Source organism: Nitrobacter sp. JJSN (assembly GCF_051912485.1).
GTDB lineage: Bacteria > Pseudomonadota > Alphaproteobacteria > Rhizobiales > Xanthobacteraceae > Nitrobacter.
Map to the genome: position 1 here is coordinate 2306199 of NZ_CP196822.1, position 17153 is coordinate 2323351.

A 17153-nucleotide genomic window follows, 5' to 3' on the forward strand; every position below is an offset into this window, starting at 1 on the left:
GTCCGGCAGTATCGGAAGGTCACGGAGCTACCTTTAATTTTCGCCGTTAGTGCGGCTTCTGCAGCAGCGACAGGCAATCCAGGTGGTCGATACCCCAACCATCGGCGGTGCCGCTGAGCCGCTGAAACTTGATGGTCAGACCGCTCTGCTGTGCATAGTCGCGCATCAGCTCAGCGGTCATATCGCTTCGGTTGCCGTGGTTTTTCGTCCAACTGCTGTCAGGTGCGACCGCACCGTAATTCGAGTGATGGAGGAACGCCGTGCCGCCCGGTTTGAGCACGCGCGCAAATTCGCGGACGTAGTCCTGCACCACCAGCTTATCGAAATGCACCATCGAATCCCATGAGTAGCCGAACGTCATTGTCGCGTTGCCGACCGGGAGGACGTTGCCGGACGTGACGTGATAGCGGAAAGAGCAACCGTCCTTTTCCGACCCGAACCGCTGCCGGCAGGCTTCGATGCAACTCTGGTTGACGTCGACGAGATCGACAGTCTTCGCCAGGCGACGAAGAAACTCGGTGTTTCGGCCATGGCCACAAGCCAGTTCGATGGTATGCGCGAAGTCTGCGTCCTTGATGATCGGCCAGATGATGTCATTCCATTGTTTGGCCATATGCGGCTCCGCATGCGCGAAGTAGAGCCCTTCGCTATGCGCTTGCGCGCATTGCTTGACGGTCAGCCAGCGCACGATCTCTTCAATGGCAGCGGCGGTCGCACCGGCATCCGGATTCGAGGCAAGCTGCCGCAGCTTTGCTCCGACCTCCTTCGCGATGTCGTTCTCGAAATAGGTGATCGCATGGCCCCCCTGATGAAGGTCGTGATGCTCGATTAGAGTGCGGGTCTGCTCCGGTAGGGCAGGAAGAATATGCCGGGCATGAACGGCCCAAGCGACCGCACTTTCCGGCTGCGACCGCAGTGACGGCTTGACGAAGCGCTGGACAGTACGTTTGGAGGCCGCCAAAAGCCTCTTTGCCAGATGGGCCATCTCACGCTCCAGTCAATGCAGTTCGCAAGTCCATGTGGCTCACGTCAAGACCCGGCGCCGAGCACCGGGCGAAACCTATTCCACTTCGCCCCTATAATGGCAATTCATCGGAATTTCCACTAAGGAAGTCCGGCTGACATCGTCCGTACCCCGCGAGACTCCCTTGAATCGAAGGCGCCCAAAAGTCCTTTACGTCGTATCCGAAGACTGGTTGTTCCTGGCGCACCGTCTACCGATGGCACGCGCCGCCCGCGAGGCAGGGTTCGATGTGCATGTCGCGACAAAACCGAGCGGCAACAGCGATGGCATTCGCGGCGAAGGATTCACGCTGCATCCGATTCCGTTCCGGCGCGGCGCAGGCTCCGCCCTTTCAGCGGTCGCGACGATCCGCGCCATTCGGCGCCTGGAAAAATCGATCCGCCCCGATATCGTCCATCACTCCAGCCTCCAGTGTTGCGTCTATGGCTCACTCGCGGCTTCCGGCAGTGAACTGCGTCAGATCAATGCACTGACGGGACTGGGCTATGCCTATACCTCACAAAATCTCGACGCACGTCTGCTGAAAATCGCAATCACCGCGCTGCTTCGCTTCTTCCTGAACAGGAGCAGAAGCATCACGCTGGTCGAGAATCCCGATGATCAGGCCCAAGTTGAAAGGCTCGGGATCGCGCGCGACCGCATCGCACTGATTTTGGGATCAGGCGTCGACACCAGACGATTTGCACCGCTCCCGGAACCGGAAGGGCCGGTGACTGTCGGCTTCGCCGGCCGGCTGCTGCGGAACAAGGGCATCCGCGCGCTGGTCGCCGCGCATCGCCTGCTGGCGGAACACGGCATTAACACGCGCCTGCTGATCGCCGGCGCCGTAGATCCATCAAATCCGGAATCCGTCTCCGAGGCAGAAGCAGCATCGTGGAATGACGTGTCTGGCATCACGTGGCTCGGCCAGATCGCCGACATCAGAGAGATCTGGGCCAGATCGCATATCGCCGCCCTGCCCTCGCATCGCGAAGGCTTGCCGGTCAGCCTGATGGAGGCCGCTGCGTGTGGCCGTCCGCTGATCGCGACCGACGTGCCGGGCTGCCGGGAAATTGCAATTCAGGATCGTACCGGCCTTCTGGTCGCGGTAGAAAATCCCGCTGCGCTCGCCCAAGCCATTGCAACGCTGGCGACATCGCGCGATCTGCGGCTGCGCTACGGTACCGCTGCACGTCAGTTCGTAGTGGAGCGTCTTTCAGAGAAGGTCATCGGCACGGCAATCGTACAACTCTACAAAAACCATATGGTTTAAGGCGGCATCCGAAGAAGCACTCGACCATTGCCCGGCGTGACCGCGACATGCCGTACCCCGGATGCCGCGTAGTTCGTTCGCCGATGGCGCTGTTGCGGTTCTTGCCGGTTTTGTGACGGCTTGGTTCTGTGACATGCGGCGTCACGCCGATGACACGCACGACGATTGGCGGCACGAGCTGGCCCAGATTTCTGTTACATCTTCGCTCTTTGCGGTTACGATGAACCAGAAATCTGGGCCTTCATGAAGACCCTCAGTTTGTCTCAATAAAAACATGAGCTAGACTATGCGGGGGAGCACCTATAACTGCTGGGATCCTACGGCACAAAAGTATCGCGGCAAGCCTACCCGGTCCAGAGAAAGGATAGCAGATCAATATGACATCGCCGACCAAACGAGCCCTCATTACCGGCATTACTGGCCAAGACGGCTCCTATTTGGCCGAATTTCTACTTCAGAAGGGCTATGAAGTTCACGGCATCAAGCGTCGTTCTTCGTCGTTCAACACGCAGCGAATCGATCACATATACCAGGATCCTCACTCACCGAATCCACGGCTTGCACTCCACTACGGTGATCTGACCGATACGTCGAACCTGACGCGTATCATGCGCGAGGTAGAACCAGACGAAGTCTACAATCTCGGCGCACAAAGCCACGTAGCCGTGAGCTTTGAGGCACCGGAATACACCGCCGATGTCGACGCGATCGGCACTCTGCGGCTGCTAGAAGCCATCCGATTCTTGAAATGGGAGAAGAGAACACGATTCTATCAGGCTTCGACGTCGGAACTCTACGGACTTGTTCAGGAGGTGCCGCAGCGTGAGACGACACCCTTCTATCCGCGCAGTCCCTACGCGGTCGCCAAGCTCTATTCCTATTGGATCACCGTCAACTATCGCGAGGCCTACGGACTCTATGCCTGCAACGGCATCCTGTTCAATCATGAAAGCCCTCGCCGTGGCGAAACCTTCGTGACCCGCAAGATCACCAGAGGCATGACCAACATCGCTCACGGGCTCGAAAAATGTCTCTTTATGGGCAATATCGATGCGCTGCGCGACTGGGGACATGCCAAGGACTATGTTCGCATGCAGTGGATGATGCTTCAACCGGATGAACCTGAGGACTACGTGATCGCGATCGGGGTTCAGCACTCGGTACGCCAATTCATCCTCTGGACGGCTGCCGAGCTGGGCATCGTCCTGCGCTTCGAGGGCGAGGGCCTTGAGGAAAAGGGAGTCGTCGAGGCAGTTACCTCGAACCTCGCCCCCGCCATAAGGCCAGGCGATGTCATCGTCAGGATCGACCCTCGCTATTTTCGCCCCGCCGAGGTTGACACGCTTCTCGGCGATCCGTCTAAGGCAAGAAAAAAACTTGGCTGGACTCCCCAGATCACCGCAAGGGAGATGTGCGCGGAAATGGTGGCAGCCGATCTCAAGACGGCGCAGCGCCATGCATTCTTGCGCAAGAACGGTTTTGAGATGCCAATATCGGTAGAAAACTGAGGTGTCCTATACAAGGCTCTTCCTCGCAGGCCACCGTGGAATGGTCGGCTCGGCCATTCTACGCCGGCTCGCTGCCCGAGGTAACGTCGAACTGATCACCCGTACCCATACCGAACTCGACCTTACCGATCAGGCGGCGGTGCGGGCCTTCATGCAGGCTGAGCGCCCCAATGCCGTGATCCTGGCTGCGGCCAAGGTGGGTGGCATCCACGCCAATAACACCTATCCAGCCGATTTCATCTACCAGAACCTGATGATCCAGAATAACGTAATCAATCAAGCCCATGCGGTGGGTGTTGAGCGGCTACTTTTCCTCGGCTCATCCTGCATCTATCCGAGGGCCGCAGCGCAGCCGATGCGGGAAGATGCGCTGCTAACGGGGCCCCTGGAACCCACCAATGAGCCTTACGCCATTGCCAAGATCGCAGGCATCAAGCTATGCGAAAGCCATAATCGGCAATATGGGGTCGACTATCGCTCGGTGATGCCCACTAATCTGTTCGGTCCCGGCGACAATTTTCATCCTGAGAATTCGCATGTGCTGCCGGCGCTGCTGCGCCGCTTCGATGACGCAGCGCGCGCCGGCGAGAAGGAGGTCGTGGTCTGGGGCTCCGGAACGCCAAGGCGTGAATTCCTCTATGTCGATGACATGGCCGAGGCATCACTATTCGTGATGGACCTGCCAAAAACAATCTATGAGGCGAACACTCAGCCTATGCTTTCCCACATCAATGTCGGCACCGGCGAAGACATCAGCATTGCAGAACTGGTCGAAGCAGTCGCGCGGATCACCGGGTTCAGTGGCCGCATCGCCTATGACAACTCCAGACCCGACGGTACAATGCGCAAGCTGATGGACGTATCCCGGCTGGCCGCCATGGGCTGGAAGGCGCAAACTCCGTTCGATGATGCCTTGCAGGCCACTTACCGGTGGTATCTGTACAATAAGGACTCTCGACGCACCTGAACATCTTTCATGTCTAGCAGGCTGTTGAAAAAGCCAGTCGCGGTCGAGCTGTGAGCATGATTCATTGGCTCCGATGCGATTTGAAGATGATGAGTGCGCGGTGGTGACAATCTGACTGGCGAGTTGTTCAGCTACGTTGATCTGGAGGCGCGGGTTCGACGCGACCACCCGCTTCGCGCCATCCGGGTCATGGTGAACGAATCGCTTGTCGCTTTGGAGCGGGAGTTCGCGGCGCTGTATTCGCCACTCGGGCGGCCGTCGATCCCACCCGAGAAGTTGCTCAGGGCGATGCTCTTGCAGGCGTTCTACTCGATCCGCTCGGAGCGGTTGCTTATGGAGCGGCTGGAATACGACCTTCTGTTCCGCTGGTTCGTGGGCATCGGCGTCGACGATCCGGCCTGGGACCATTCGGTGTTCTCGAAGAACCGCGACCGGCTGCTTGAGGGCGACATCGCAGCAAAGTTCCTGAGTGCGGTGCTGGCCCAGCCCAAGGTGAAGAAGCTGCTGTCGACAGATCACTTCTCGGTCGACGGCACGCTGATCGAGGCCTGGGCTTCGATGAAGAGCGTCAAACCGAAGGACGGCTCTGGCGAGCCGCCGGCCGGCGGCGTCGGGCGCAATGCCGAAGCCGACTTCCACGGCCAGAAGCGGACTAACGACACGCATGCCTCGACCACCGATCCGGACGCAAGGCTCTACAAGAAGGGCAAGGGCAAGGAGGCGAAGCTATGCTTCATGGGTCATGGGCTGATGGAGAACCGCCACGGCCTGTTGGTCGACGCCTGCCTGACGCTGGCCGACGGACATGCCGAGCGGGTGGCGGCGTTGCACATGATCGAACCTCGCGCCGACCGGCCCCTGGCCATCACACTTGGCGCTGATAAGGCCTATGACACGGAGGACTTCGTCAACGAGTTGCGCGCGATGAAGGTGACGCCACACGTGGCGCAGAACACGAGCGGCCGAAGCTCGGCGATCGACGGACGCACGACGCGGCACAGCGGCTATGCCGTCAGCCAGCGTATCCGCAAGCGCATTGAGGAAGCCTTCGGCTGGATCAAGACGGTCGCCAGCCAGGATAAGACCCGCTTCCGCTTCCGCTTCCGCTTCCGCTTCCGCTTCCGCTTCCGCTTCCGCTTCCGCTTCCGCTTCCGCTTCCGCGGCCGCGACCGCGACCGCGTCGGATGGGCCTTCACCTTCGCAGCCGCCGCTTACAATCTGGTGCGACTGCCGAAGCTCATGGCGGCGCCAGCATGACCCGCCGTCCCACGGCCACGCCAAACTGCTCGACGGCTCGATCCAGATCACATTCGTCCATCACAACGGCGATCAAGCCATCCCGAAAGCCAGACGGGACACTTCTTCAACAGCCTGCTAGAAGCACTACTTTGGCAGATTTATTCATATGGCGGTTTGTTTCCAATTTGTCTTCTGCAGCATAGGCATGCGAGACGGCGATGCTGGAGGCGGGAAGCAACATTCATTTATTTAAGATGCGAGATGACCAAAGAACTCCTGGCCGATTGCTACGCCACACGGGCTCGCAGCGATAGTGCTTACGCAAAATACTCGCGATACCAATGGACAAAATTTGCCACCCCCTCTCGGACGGATGCCCGTGGTTGATACCCCACACTCGCCGCTATCGCGCTCACATCAGCGTGGGTGTTCGGTACGTCGCCGGCCTGCAACGGCAATAACTCCCGAATCGCTGACTTGCCAACCGCGGCCTCTATGGCTTCGACGTAGTCCGTGAGTGCCACCGGCTGACTGTTGCCGATGTTGAAGATGCGAAACGGCGCGTTGCTGGTGGCCGGATCGGGGTCGTCGCTGTTCTAGTTCAGATTCGGGCGAGCGATGCCGTCGATATACGTGAAATCGCGCCTGTGTTGTCCATTGTTGAACAGCTTGATGGGCTTGCCTTCGATAATGTTCTTCGTAAACAGAAACAGCGCCATACACCGTGAAGAAGCGCAGGCCGGTGGTCGGTATCCGAAAGAGGTGGCTGTAGCTGTGCGCCATCAGTTCGTTGGCGCGCTTCATCAAGAATCAAAAGGTTCCTATCCGCCTAAAAATACTTTAAGCGATCAAAGAAGTATAAAGGTTCGGAGCAATGGGCGAAGAAAAAAGAACTCGACGCGCGCTGGTCACGGGTGGCGCGGGCTTCATTGGATATCATCTTGCTAAACGCCTTCTCACGGACGGTTGGATTGTTGTCAGTGTCGATGGCATGACACCCTACTATGATCTGGCATTGAAACGATGTCGGATTGAAATGCTGCAAAAGTCAAACGCGTTCACCGCGCATGAAGTCATGCTCGAGGATATGACGGCGCTGACCGACGCCTATGTGGCTGCTCAACCGGACGTAGTTGTTCACTTGGCGGCTCAGGCCGGTGTGCGTTACAGCCTCGAAAACCCGCGCGCCTATGTTGATGCAAACCTGATCGGCTCGTTCAACGTTCTTGAACTCGTGCGCAATCACTCCCCCGCGCATTTCCTGCTCGCATCGACAAGCTCGGTTTACGGAGCCAATACCATTCTCCCCTTCGGGGAAATGGACCAGACGGATCATGCGATGACGCTCTATGCGGCGACGAAGAAAGCGACCGAGGTCATGTCGCATTCTTACGCCCACCTCTGGAAGATACCAACTACAGCGTTCAGATTTTTCACCGTGTACGGTCCGTGGGGCCGTCCGGATATGGCCCTTTTCAAGTTCGTAAAGGCGATGTTGGCGGATCAGCCGATCGACGTTTATGGACAAGGGGATATGCAGCGGGACTTTACCTATATCGATGATCTCATCGAGAGTATTGTCCGGCTTATCGATTGCCCGCCCGTGGCAGGCGCGCCCATCGGATCAATAGATTCGCTTTCACCGGTTGCGCCCCATCGCGTCGTCAATATCGGCGGGGGTCATCCTGTTGATCTTTTGGGGTTTATCAAGGTGATCGAACAATCACTCGGACGGCGTGCAAAACTCAATATGCTGCCGATGCAGCCGGGTGATGTGCGCGCGACTTCGGCCAGCGCCGAGTTGATCGAGAAACTCATCGGGTACAAGCCCTCGACGTCAGTCGAAACCGGCGTACAGGCATTTGTCGATTGGTATCGGTCATACCACACGAGCTGATAGGCACGGAGCGGACCACACAGATTGCAGGTCATACAAACTGTCGGCGACAATTATTATGGATACTAGTTTGATAGTAGCCGTAGTTCCCGCAGACGTTGGTCCACTGCAAGTCTATGGGTCGTCCTGCGCCAGCAGCCGTCATAGCAGGCATAGTCAGTGTAGATGTAGGGGACGCCAAAGAGCGCAAAGCAATGGAAGCGGTGGTGATGATTGAAAGCATCGTGCGAAAAGTGCGGTGAGAGCCATGCGCGAAAGGCCTATCGGGAAGCGCGAGCCGGCAAAGTGCGAAGTTCCGCCGATACTACTAAAATGGACTGCTCCTCTGATGGCATGCATCCCTCGTTCCCGCCGCCGGGCATGCCGCCGCCCCCGCCTGGCCCGAGCGAGGCGAGAACAACGTGTGGCGACCAGGACAGGCTACTCGGCAATTAAGAGGCTTGTGGGTCATCGTCCCTGTTGAATGGCGGCAATCCCGCCCCCGGAAGGGGACCAGACCCGATCCGTTCAATGAGTTCACAGGACTAATGTGACGGATTCTCACTAGGAGTTAGCCGCGCGCGCAGCGGTCGCTGTAGCTGCGTTTTGACCGTTTCGCGATCATTTCCGGTTTGCACCGGAAGCAGTCAGTTTCTTATGTCTGCCGGGTCCTCACCGTGCCAGCACCGCAGCAAATGAGCGACGCTTGACTAGTTACCTGACCTCGACGGTGAGCGATAATCCCTGCTCCCGCATAAGCCGCTTTTCGAGAAAGGCGCATTTGTGGAACCTAACGGAACAGCAGACGTTCTTTTCCGCGAATGAGCAGCGCCGTTGTCCCGGCGCAGTGAGCGGCTGGGCGCCGATGCTGCCCTCTTCCGGGCTGGAATTTGATGGCTTGCGATCGCTGCTGAAGCGTTTTCCGCTGCGCCAAGAGCACACGCGGCAAGCGGCCCAGTATGAATGCTACGCTGTGCATACAATGCCAGTGTTGGAGGGGTGGGCTTGGCAAGAAAACGCATTGGCATTCTCACGGGCGGCGGCGACGTCCCTGGCCTCAATGCAATCATCAAAACCGTGACTTATCGCGGCAGTGAGGACGACATCGAGGTCGTCGGTCTCCGCCGTGGTTGGGAGGCCCTGACGCACCTGAACCTCGAGGACCCGACCAGCAGGTCTCACTACGTCGTCCCGCTGAACCGTGAAAACACCCGCACCATCGACCGGCGCGGCGGCACCGTGCTGCACTCGAGCCGGACCAATCCGTCCAAAATGAAAAAGTTACCCGACCATCTCGTCGGCACTGACCTTCCAGTTATCGCGAACATCAACGGCGGCAGCGAAACCAGGACGTGGGACCTGACCGGCCAGGTGCTCGCGAACTTGTCAGGACTAGGCATCGAACACCTGATCGCCATTGGTGGCGACGACACGCTCAGTTATGCGGCCACGCTCGACGAACTCGGCGTCAAGATCATCGCCATCCCGAAGACGATGGACAACGACGTCCGCAACACCGAGTACTGCATTGGCTTCTCGACCGCGATCACCCGCGCCAGCGATGCCATCCAGCGGCAGCGCACCACTATCGGCTCCCACGAGCGCATTGGTATTTTCCGGGTCTTTGGCCGGGATGCTGGATTTACGGCACTCTATACCGCGTACGCGACCTCGATCCGGTGCGTCATACCGGAGTACAAGGTCGATCTCGACAAGTTGATCCAGTTGCTCCTCGAGGAGAAGCGCGCCAACCCAAGCAACTACGCTCTGATCGTGCTCAGCGAGGGCGCCGGGTGGGAGGGCTACGAAATGCAGGAATACGGCGAGCCTGACCCCTACGGTCACCGCAAGAAGGCGAGCGTCGCCGAAGCGCTTGCCGACGAAATCAAAGAGCGCGCGGGCGAGGAGACTATCGTCTCTGACCTCACCTATGACCTGCGCTCGGGCGATCCGGACTTCATCGACAAGCTCGTCGCCCTGACTTTCGGTAACATGGCCTACGATGCGGTCCTCGAAGGCAGGACCGGCCTGATGTCGGCGCTGGTAGAGGGCCGCTACGACTTGGTGCCCATCCCTGACGCCAAGCTGGGGCCGCGCAAATTGGACGTGGCCAGCACGTACAACACGGAACGCTACCGCCCTATCTACGCCGATAAGCGGGGGCTGCCGATCTTTCTCAGCCGCTTGTCATAGGGTGCAGGTGGTACAGACGCGGAGTCAGGACCTCGTGCCGGCCATGAAGATCGAACGCACTCCATTCGGCACCATCACGATTGACGGAAACGACCTATGAGTACGATGAGCATTCGTCGCTCCGGTGAAATGACAACGCGGAAGGTGTCCGAGAGTGCTAACAGGCTGTTGAAAAAGGCCTGATCGCAGTTCGCAAAGAGCAGGGCATGGGTTTCCGGCACGATGGATCGCTGATCGGTACAGGTCGCGATCCTTTTCACGGTTCGTTGCGGTTCTGCTGGCTTGATTGCGCCTCGATCAGGCCGCTTGCTTCAGCAATCGCGGAAGGCAGACGAGGTTGTAGGCGGCAGCTGCGAAGGTGAACGCCCATCCGACGCGGTCGGTCCCGCGCAGCATCGGTCGCCGCATGCCGCCGATGGTCTTCATCCAGCCCAAGGCTTCCTCGATCCGCTTGCGGATCATCGCCAAGGCGGCGATGCGTTCGGCGTGGCCGCTGGCGGGTGTCAGGCAGGCACCGACGATGAGCCCCCAGCGGTTCTCCATCAAGGCATGGCCGAGAAAGGCCAGCTTTGCCTCCATGCCCGCGCCCTTGCGATAGAGCTTGGCGTCGGGATCGGTGGTGCTGGCATGCGTCGCGTTGGAACGCGTCGCGCCGCGAAAGTCGCGCTCCATAATGGCGAGGGTCTCGTTCACTAGCCGACGGATCGTGCGAAGCGGATGATCCTTGCTCACCCAGGCTTCCAGATCCACGTAGCTGAACAACGATCCCGATCTCTCGTGAGACCCTCGCAAACACGCCTCCCTGCAACGGGCCGATTGAATCACGATGACATTCTGAAAACGAGAGAGTTTTTCAACAGCCTGCTAAGTTGAGTGAGTGCCATAGTTTCACTCTTGGCTCCTTCTCAACACTAAGTCGTTTGTGGGTCAAAACCGAACGCATGATTGACCTGCAATAGCCCGGATGGTGAACTTCGATTCCTTGCACAAGCGACAGATCAGCCGCGACGATTATTCTTTGCTTTGCGCTTCGGCTGCGGTGCAGTTGCCCGTTGTGGTTGTCCAGGCTTGTTCCGATGCTTGTTTTTCTTCTCGAAGTCCGGCGCCCTGCCAGATCTCACACCATTCTCCTCGCGGTGTTTGCCGGAGTACTTTTGCTCTCTCGCCCGATCGGAATTATCGCTGCGCTGCGCGCCGCGCTCGATCTTCCCCCCTTCGTGCCGAGGCTGATGTGAGCGCCGCTCCGAAGGTGCATGATCCCCGGCGTCCGCCAGCGGCTCGATGCGAATATTGTCTTCCTTGTCCGGACATCGGACCTTGGCCGCGAAGGATGCCGCGACCCGCTCGGAAATTTCGAACTCGGTCGTCGTGTCCAGAACGCGGATCGTGCCGACGTTCTGCTTCTCGATACCGCCGCGGCGGCAAATCATCGGCAGGAGCCAGCGCGCTTCTGCGTTCTTCCTGCGTCCAATGGCGGCGCTGAACCAGACCCCACCCTTGGTCATCCCGTGATGCGCAGACGATTTTCGTGTCTTCGAGCGCGGCTCGGCCGTTCGATCGTCGCCGCGCGGCGATCGGGTGCCCTTGTCTCGGCCGCTGCTCTGGCCGGGATCGAGAATGTCTGCCGGCGACGGAAGCCGCGCGCGCCACAGCCGAGCGAGCGCCGCGGCAATGTCCTCCGGCGAACGTTGGGCTAGCAAGGCCTGCGCCAAGACCAGATCATCGCTCGTCGTCTCCTCGGTCAGCAGGGGATCGCGCAGCATACGCTCCTGATCGAGGCTGCGAATTTCATCGGGTTGGGGAGCTGTGCCCCAGGCGGCGTCGATGCCGGCCAAATTCAGCAACAGTTCAGCACGCCGCCGTCGCGCCGGCGGCACCAGTACTACGCTAATACCCTTTCGACCGGCCCGGCCGGTACGGCCGGAGCGATGCTGCATGACCTCCGGGTCGTTGGGAATATCCGCGTGGATCACGAGATCGAGGCTCGGCAGATCAATGCCGCGCGCGGCCACATCGGTCGCAACGCAGACTCGGGCACGTCCGTCCCGCAAGGCTTGCAAGGCCTGGGTTCGCTCGTTCTGCGTCAGTTCTCCGGAGAGCGCGACCACCGAGAAGCCGCGCTCCAGAAGTGTCGCCTGCAAATGCCGGACGGCATTTCTGGTGTTGCAAAACACCAGCGCACTCGGCGATTCAAAGAATCGCAAGACGTTGACTACCGCGTGGTCGACATCGCTGGCGGCGATTCTGATGGCGCGGTACTCAATATCGGCGTGACCGCCTTCGTCGCCAGCGACCTCAATCCGAAAGGCCCTTTGCTGATATTGCTTTGCCAGCGCGACGATGCCGCGCGGTAAAGTCGCCGAGAATAATAACGTGCGGCGCGTTTCCGGCGTGGTCTTGAGGATAAATTCCATATCCTCGCGGAAACCGAGATCAAGCATTTCATCGGCCTCGTCGAGCACGACCGCCTTCAGTTCCGAGACGTCGAGACGCCCGCGCCGCAAGTGATCGCACAATCTCCCCGGTGTGCCGACCACGATGTGGGCGCCCTCGGCAAGCTCGCGCTGTTCGCGGCGCGGATCCATGCCGCCGACGCACGAGACGACGCGCCCATTGGCGTATTGATAAAGCCATGCGAGTTCGCGATGCACCTGCAAGGCAAGTTCGCGCGTCGGCGCGACGATCAAGGCCCGCGGCACGGTCGCCGGCTCGAACCGCCCGACGCCGCCCAGAAGATTTTTTGCAATGGCCAGCCCGTAGGCGACCGTCTTGCCGGATCCGGTTTGCGCCGAAACAAGAAGGTCGCGATCGATAGCTTCGTCCCCAAGCACGGCGGTCTGAACAGGGGTCGGCTGATCGTAGCTGCGCTCGGTTAAAGCTCGGGCGAGTGACCGGGGGGTGGTCGGAAATGGCACCGGATGACAAACCTTTGGCGTTCAGATCCCATCACATCGAATCGAACGGGATAAAGCAGCGGGCTGGCAGCTGCACAGGCGTCTATGTGGGATTTAATGAGATGGAGCACTTTACGCTAAAGAAAGGCAAAAGACCATGGCCCCGGCCTGCCCATATCCCGCATACTCGCCCAAGTTTTCGAGCCGTTCTTTACGACCAAAGACCCTGGAAAAGGCACAGGCCTCGGCCTGTAGCCTCAGCAGGGTACGACGGTCAAAATCTATCTCCCCCGTCTTTTGATCGAAGATCATTCTGAGAAGGAATCACCAATTGGGTCACACGTTCCTGAGGGCTCTCCCGAGGAGACTATCCTAGTAGTCGAGGACAACGATGATGTGCGCAGCTATTCAGTCGATATTTTGCGAGAGTTGGGGTACCGCGTTGTCGAAGCGCACGATGGTCCTTCTGCTCTTCGCCTATTGGAGCGACAAGCAAGGGTCGATCTTGTCTTTACTGATGTGGTTCTGCCCGGCGGCCTAACTGGCGCTCAAGTCGCCGCGGAGGTGATGAAGCGGCGTCCAAACATCGAGGTTCTTTTCACAACCGGTTATGCTCGCAGCGCGATCGTACACCACGGCCGGCTTGATCCCGGCCTTCAGCTTATTACGAAGCCGTTTTCATATGCCGCTTGCCGCTAAGGTCCGCCTGGATACCGACGGTTAGCGCACAGAAGCAGATCTCTCCAAAGGGCATCTGGTTGTAACGGTCCGGATTGAGCGCTAGCCGCCCGCGCCGAGCTTCAACGCGCAGGTAAGAGGCTTTGTTTCCCGCTCCGATAGCGTCTGCGACGCAACCCGTCCGCTTTGGGGCATTCGAAAGCGTTCGCGTCGAAGCGACCAACGGGAGCCGGCGTCTGACATGGCCACATGTTCGAAAAGTGCCAAAAGGCTGAACGTCTCGTCCTCACCGCGACAAAGCCAAGCGTCACCCGCAAAGCTCCGCCTTCTAGGGCTGCGGAACTAAGGAGCGGGTCCCGTGCATGAACGCTTGCATCTCCTCCAGAGTAAGCTTGCCATCTTTGTTGCTGTCCATTGCCTTGAAAATTCTTTCGTGAGCCGCCTGAAACTCCTGCAACGATATCGTCCCGTCGCTATCGGCATCCATCAAAGCAAACATCATGCGGAACATAATTGGTGGCCCCATCGCGCCGCCGCTCATACCGCGCCTCATATGTCCTCCCATCATGCCGTGCCCCATCATCCCACCCGGCCCCATCGTGCCCGCATCTTCCTGGTCCATGTGATGGGATTGCATTTCCTGCTGACCTGGTTGTTGGCTGGTCATTTGATCCTGTGCACTTGCACCGACAGGTCCATACGCCAAAATGAGAGCAGATATCGTGAGTCCAAAAACGCGCCTGTACATGTCCGAAACTCCTTAGAAAACGCACCCCGGCCCATTAACCCTGCACCAGTGAAATTGATCCATCAGTCTCGATTCTGGCCCGGCCAGCCGCCTACTCTGATCGACTCTTGAGGTCGTCGGGTTTTGGCTCCGCGGCACTACCAGGGCGAGCCCACCCGCTACAACCAATGCAGCACCGCCCTGGGTCAATTGCGACAGTCCGTTTTTCGCCGGGCCAGCAGCGACGTCCGTTTTCCTACCGACCTGATTTCGAGCGAAATGTGGCTCATGTTGTGGCTCTGGAACCGAGCGGAGGAGTATGGCCATGCACGATCAAGTAAGGAGACCCGCGGCTTTCGGGGACGCCCTCACTGCAAAAGGCGACCTTGATCTATCGGCGGACCGTTCTGCTCGGGCATACCCAGACAGAAAGTACAGTCCTCGGCATCGAGGTCGATGACGCCTTGGCAAAAGCGGCAAGTTGACGTCTGAGATACCCTGGAAGGGCCGACGAAGGATGAGTGACGCCGACAAGGTCGCTGCGCTATCCAGGAACGTCGTTCGGCGCGCAGCTCACTGCGATCAAGGTGCTGTTCCAACATCCGTGGAGAACTGAATTCCAACTTGCCTCAGCCCTGGACCGAACGAATGCCCAAAAAAGTACCGGACCAACTTCTCAAACCGGCAGAGAAAGGGCAGCGAAGAATGCACTTCAGTATGGATTGGCGAGCACCGATTCACCATTCCGGCACGGAATCGAGGAATTTGCGCGCCTGTCGTCACAACACGGACTGTTTGCAGCGCGTTGCCTGCGGAGAGCAGGTCGTCATTAGCGACCCTGTGAGCCTCCATTGCGCCTGTTCTTTCCACAACCGTGTGTCGGGGCGGCACGCAGGCCACCCCGGCAATCGAAGCGTCCAGCTCAGGCGACGACAGCTTTCAGCATCGGTGCAGCGTCGCGTCCCCTAAGCACCTCCATCGCCGCCGCGACCCCGCCGGCGCGATGCGCCATCTTGGCGATGTCGAGGCTCATCTCGATGCCGGCCAGCGCTCCCATCAGCATGAGGTCGTTGAGGTGGCCGAGATGGCCAATTCTGAAGGCCTTGCCCTTGAGCTTGTTGAGGCCGGCGCCGAGCGACATGTCAAAATTGTCGAGCACCACCTTGCGGAAGGCGTCGGCGTCGTGTCCGTCAGGCATCATGACAGCCGTCAGCGCCGGCGAATAAGCGTGAGGGTCCTGACAGACCAGATCCAGCCCCCACGCCTTCACGGCGGCCCTGGTCGCCGCGCCGTGACGCTTGTGGCGGGCCCACACATTCTCCAGGCCCTCCTCCTCCATCATCGCAACCGCAACCTTCAAACCGTAAAGGAGATTGGTGGCCGGCGTGAAGGGGAACGAGCCTTCCTTGTTATTGGCGATCATGGCGTGCCAGTCCCAATAGGCCCGCGTCGACGTGTTGGCCTTGGAGGCCGCCAGCGCCTTTTCCGACAACGCATTGAACCCGAGACCTGGCGGCAGCATCATGCCTTTCTGGGAACCCGCGATCGACACGTCGATACCCCAGGCGTCATGCTCGTATTCGAGCGAGCCGAGGCCGGAGATGGTATCGACCATCAGCAGCGCCGGATGCCTGGTGCGATCGAGAATCTTGCGGACCTCGTGCGGATGGGTCACGCAGCTCGTCGAGGTTTCATTGTGCACGATCATGACGGCCTTGATCTTGTGCTCCCGATCAGCCTTGAGCCGCTCTTCGATCACGTCCAGCGGCGCGCCGCGGCGCCAGTCGGTCGGCAGCACGTCGACGTCGAGCCGGAACTTCTCGGCCATCGCGAGCCACAGCGTGGCGAACTGACCGGTCTCCGCCATCAGCACTTTGTCGCCCGGTGACAGCGTATTGACGATCGCGGCTTCCCAGGCGCCGGTGCCTGACGACGGATAGATGATGACCGGCTGTTTGGTGCGGAAAATCCGTTGGATCGCGGCCAGCACCTCGTGACCAAGCACTGCGAATTCCGGACCGCGGTGATCCAGGACGGGCATGTCGATGGCGCGCAGCACGCGATCAGGCACAGTGGTGGGGCCTGGAATCTGGAGAAAGTGCCGTCCTGTGTGCAGCGTCATCTGGGGTCCTTTCCGGAGAATTCTTATCGGGTTTCAGGGTCAAATATCATTATCCGGCGGACTTGTCCCGCGCCCGCACCCGCCCGTCAATATTCAAAGAATATGAGCTAATTCCTTGCCGACAGCCGCAGGGCAGCGCCAACAAACCGAGGCTGACAACGGCCATTGACAGCGGCCGGGGCCGGCCTGAACATGGAACCAGCCCGCATCAAGTTCCGGAATATTCCACACGCAAGGGCACCCGCCATGCCGTCCGCAGCACAGGAGATCGGCCCGATGATAATTTTCAGGATTTTGGCAGCGGCCGCTGTGGTTTTGATGGCCGTCTCGGCGCCCGCGCTGGCGCGGTCTCATCACCACAAGCATCACAAGTACCACCAACATCATTCGTCCGAGACCGATATCTATCTCCACAACTACGGGCCCGCCGTCACGCCGGATCAACCGTTCGCCTATTACGACGGACCGGCCCGTGTGCGCTGCAAGCAAAGCGCTGCCTCCTATCGCGGGCAGGATGGCCGCATGCATCCGTGCAATTGACTGTCGTGATGTCGCGGGAACCGCTTGCACATTCGACGATGCCAAACGCTAAAATCTATGCATAGCGCGTGGCGCGGTTGCCACCGAACGCGTAGAATTGGCGCAAGGACGGAAGGGTTTGCAAGGCGTATAC

12 protein-coding genes and 3 pseudogenes are annotated in these 17153 nt (G+C 59.3%); 9 read left to right on the forward strand and 6 right to left on the reverse strand.

Annotated features, from left to right (window positions below; translation table 11 throughout):
* Positions 1-46: 46 nt before the first annotated feature.
* Positions 47-985 carry a class I SAM-dependent methyltransferase gene (locus ACSZOQ_RS11445; protein ID WP_439922656.1) on the reverse strand — a complete coding sequence of 313 codons (939 nt, stop codon included), beginning with the start codon at positions 983-985 and terminating at the stop codon, positions 47-49.
* A 235-nt stretch (positions 986-1220) separates the two neighbouring features.
* Here ACSZOQ_RS11445 and ACSZOQ_RS11450 point away from each other — a divergent pair, with 235 nt between their 5' ends.
* The 4 genes from ACSZOQ_RS11450 (at position 1221) to ACSZOQ_RS11465 (ending at position 6008) form a co-directional block, all read left to right on the forward strand.
* Positions 1221-2276 carry a glycosyltransferase family 4 protein gene (locus tag ACSZOQ_RS11450; RefSeq protein WP_439926022.1) on the forward strand — a complete coding sequence of 352 codons (1056 nt, stop codon included), beginning with the start codon at positions 1221-1223 and terminating at the stop codon, positions 2274-2276.
* A gap of 377 nt (positions 2277-2653) precedes the next feature.
* Positions 2654-3784: a GDP-mannose 4,6-dehydratase gene (gmd, locus tag ACSZOQ_RS11455; RefSeq protein ID WP_439922657.1), complete on the forward strand. Its 1131-nt coding sequence runs from the start codon at positions 2654-2656 to the stop codon at positions 3782-3784.
* Between the two features lie 40 nt (positions 3785-3824).
* Positions 3825-4751, forward strand: a complete 927-nt coding sequence (locus tag ACSZOQ_RS11460; protein WP_439922658.1) for a GDP-L-fucose synthase family protein — start codon at positions 3825-3827, stop codon at positions 4749-4751.
* A 93-nt stretch (positions 4752-4844) separates the two neighbouring features.
* On the forward strand, positions 4845-6008 hold the full coding sequence (locus ACSZOQ_RS11465; protein WP_439922659.1) for an IS5 family transposase: 1164 nt from the start codon (positions 4845-4847) through the stop codon (positions 6006-6008).
* Positions 6009-6307: 299 nt separating this feature from the next.
* Here ACSZOQ_RS11465 and ACSZOQ_RS11470 read toward each other — a convergent pair.
* Positions 6308-6791, reverse strand: a pseudogene (locus tag ACSZOQ_RS11470) (NAD-dependent epimerase/dehydratase family protein); the annotation flags it as partial.
* A 73-nt stretch (positions 6792-6864) separates the two neighbouring features.
* Between ACSZOQ_RS11470 and ACSZOQ_RS11475 the strand changes: the two are divergent.
* Entirely contained in the window at positions 6865-7887 is a 1023-nt protein-coding gene (locus ACSZOQ_RS11475; protein WP_439922660.1) for an SDR family NAD(P)-dependent oxidoreductase, read from the forward strand.
* 978 nt (positions 7888-8865) lie between these two features.
* On the forward strand, positions 8866-10059 hold the full coding sequence (locus ACSZOQ_RS11480) for a 6-phosphofructokinase (protein ID WP_439922661.1): 1194 nt from the start codon (positions 8866-8868) through the stop codon (positions 10057-10059).
* A gap of 297 nt (positions 10060-10356) precedes the next feature.
* On the opposite strand, the pseudogene ACSZOQ_RS11485 reads toward ACSZOQ_RS11480, so the two are convergent.
* Both ACSZOQ_RS11485 and ACSZOQ_RS11490 read right to left on the reverse strand, forming a co-directional pair.
* Positions 10357-10728 (reverse strand): annotated as a pseudogene (locus ACSZOQ_RS11485) (IS5/IS1182 family transposase); the annotation flags it as partial.
* Positions 10729-11057: 329 nt separating this feature from the next.
* Positions 11058-12974 carry a DEAD/DEAH box helicase gene (locus tag ACSZOQ_RS11490; protein ID WP_439922662.1) on the reverse strand — a complete coding sequence of 639 codons (1917 nt, stop codon included), beginning with the start codon at positions 12972-12974 and terminating at the stop codon, positions 11058-11060.
* Between the two features lie 276 nt (positions 12975-13250).
* Here ACSZOQ_RS11490 and ACSZOQ_RS11495 point away from each other — a divergent pair, with 276 nt between their 5' ends.
* On the forward strand, positions 13251-13652 hold the full coding sequence (locus tag ACSZOQ_RS11495) for a response regulator (protein ID WP_439922663.1): 402 nt from the start codon (positions 13251-13253) through the stop codon (positions 13650-13652).
* Between the two features lie 307 nt (positions 13653-13959).
* On the opposite strand, the gene ACSZOQ_RS11500 is transcribed toward ACSZOQ_RS11495, so the two are convergent.
* Positions 13960-14379, reverse strand: coding sequence for an EF-hand domain-containing protein (locus ACSZOQ_RS11500; protein ID WP_439922664.1), 420 nt, complete (start codon positions 14377-14379; stop codon positions 13960-13962).
* 323 nt (positions 14380-14702) lie between these two features.
* On the opposite strand from ACSZOQ_RS11500, the pseudogene ACSZOQ_RS11505 reads away from it, so the two are divergent.
* Positions 14703-14843 (forward strand): annotated as a pseudogene (locus ACSZOQ_RS11505) (tyrosine-type recombinase/integrase); the annotation flags it as partial.
* Between the two features lie 437 nt (positions 14844-15280).
* Here the strand turns inward: ACSZOQ_RS11505 and ACSZOQ_RS11510 are convergent.
* On the reverse strand, positions 15281-16480 hold the full coding sequence (locus ACSZOQ_RS11510; RefSeq protein ID WP_439922665.1) for a pyridoxal-phosphate-dependent aminotransferase family protein: 1200 nt from the start codon (positions 16478-16480) through the stop codon (positions 15281-15283).
* Between the two features lie 276 nt (positions 16481-16756).
* Here ACSZOQ_RS11510 and ACSZOQ_RS11515 point away from each other — a divergent pair, with 276 nt between their 5' ends.
* Positions 16757-17020, forward strand: coding sequence for a hypothetical protein (locus ACSZOQ_RS11515; RefSeq protein ID WP_439922666.1), 264 nt, complete (start codon positions 16757-16759; stop codon positions 17018-17020).
* Positions 17021-17153: the final 133 nt, after the last annotated feature.

What these genes read in the sequence shown, in the direction of transcription:
- ACSZOQ_RS11445 (WP_439922656.1), bottom strand. Translation starts at nt 985, where the DNA reads ATGGCCCATCTGGCAAAGAGGCTTTTGGCGGCCTCCAAACGTACTGTC.
- ACSZOQ_RS11475 (WP_439922660.1), top strand. Translation starts at nt 6,865, where the DNA reads ATGGGCGAAGAAAAAAGAACTCGACGCGCGCTGGTCACGGGTGGCGCG.
- gmd (WP_439922657.1), top strand. Translation starts at nt 2,654, where the DNA reads ATGACATCGCCGACCAAACGAGCCCTCATTACCGGCATTACTGGCCAA.
- ACSZOQ_RS11460 (WP_439922658.1), top strand. Translation starts at nt 3,825, where the DNA reads ATGGTCGGCTCGGCCATTCTACGCCGGCTCGCTGCCCGAGGTAACGTC.
- ACSZOQ_RS11515 (WP_439922666.1), top strand. Translation starts at nt 16,757, where the DNA reads ATGATAATTTTCAGGATTTTGGCAGCGGCCGCTGTGGTTTTGATGGCC.
- ACSZOQ_RS11500 (WP_439922664.1), bottom strand. Translation starts at nt 14,379, where the DNA reads ATGTACAGGCGCGTTTTTGGACTCACGATATCTGCTCTCATTTTGGCG.
- ACSZOQ_RS11510 (WP_439922665.1), bottom strand. Translation starts at nt 16,480, where the DNA reads ATGACGCTGCACACAGGACGGCACTTTCTCCAGATTCCAGGCCCCACC.
- ACSZOQ_RS11450 (WP_439926022.1), top strand. Translation starts at nt 1,221, where the DNA reads ATGGCACGCGCCGCCCGCGAGGCAGGGTTCGATGTGCATGTCGCGACA.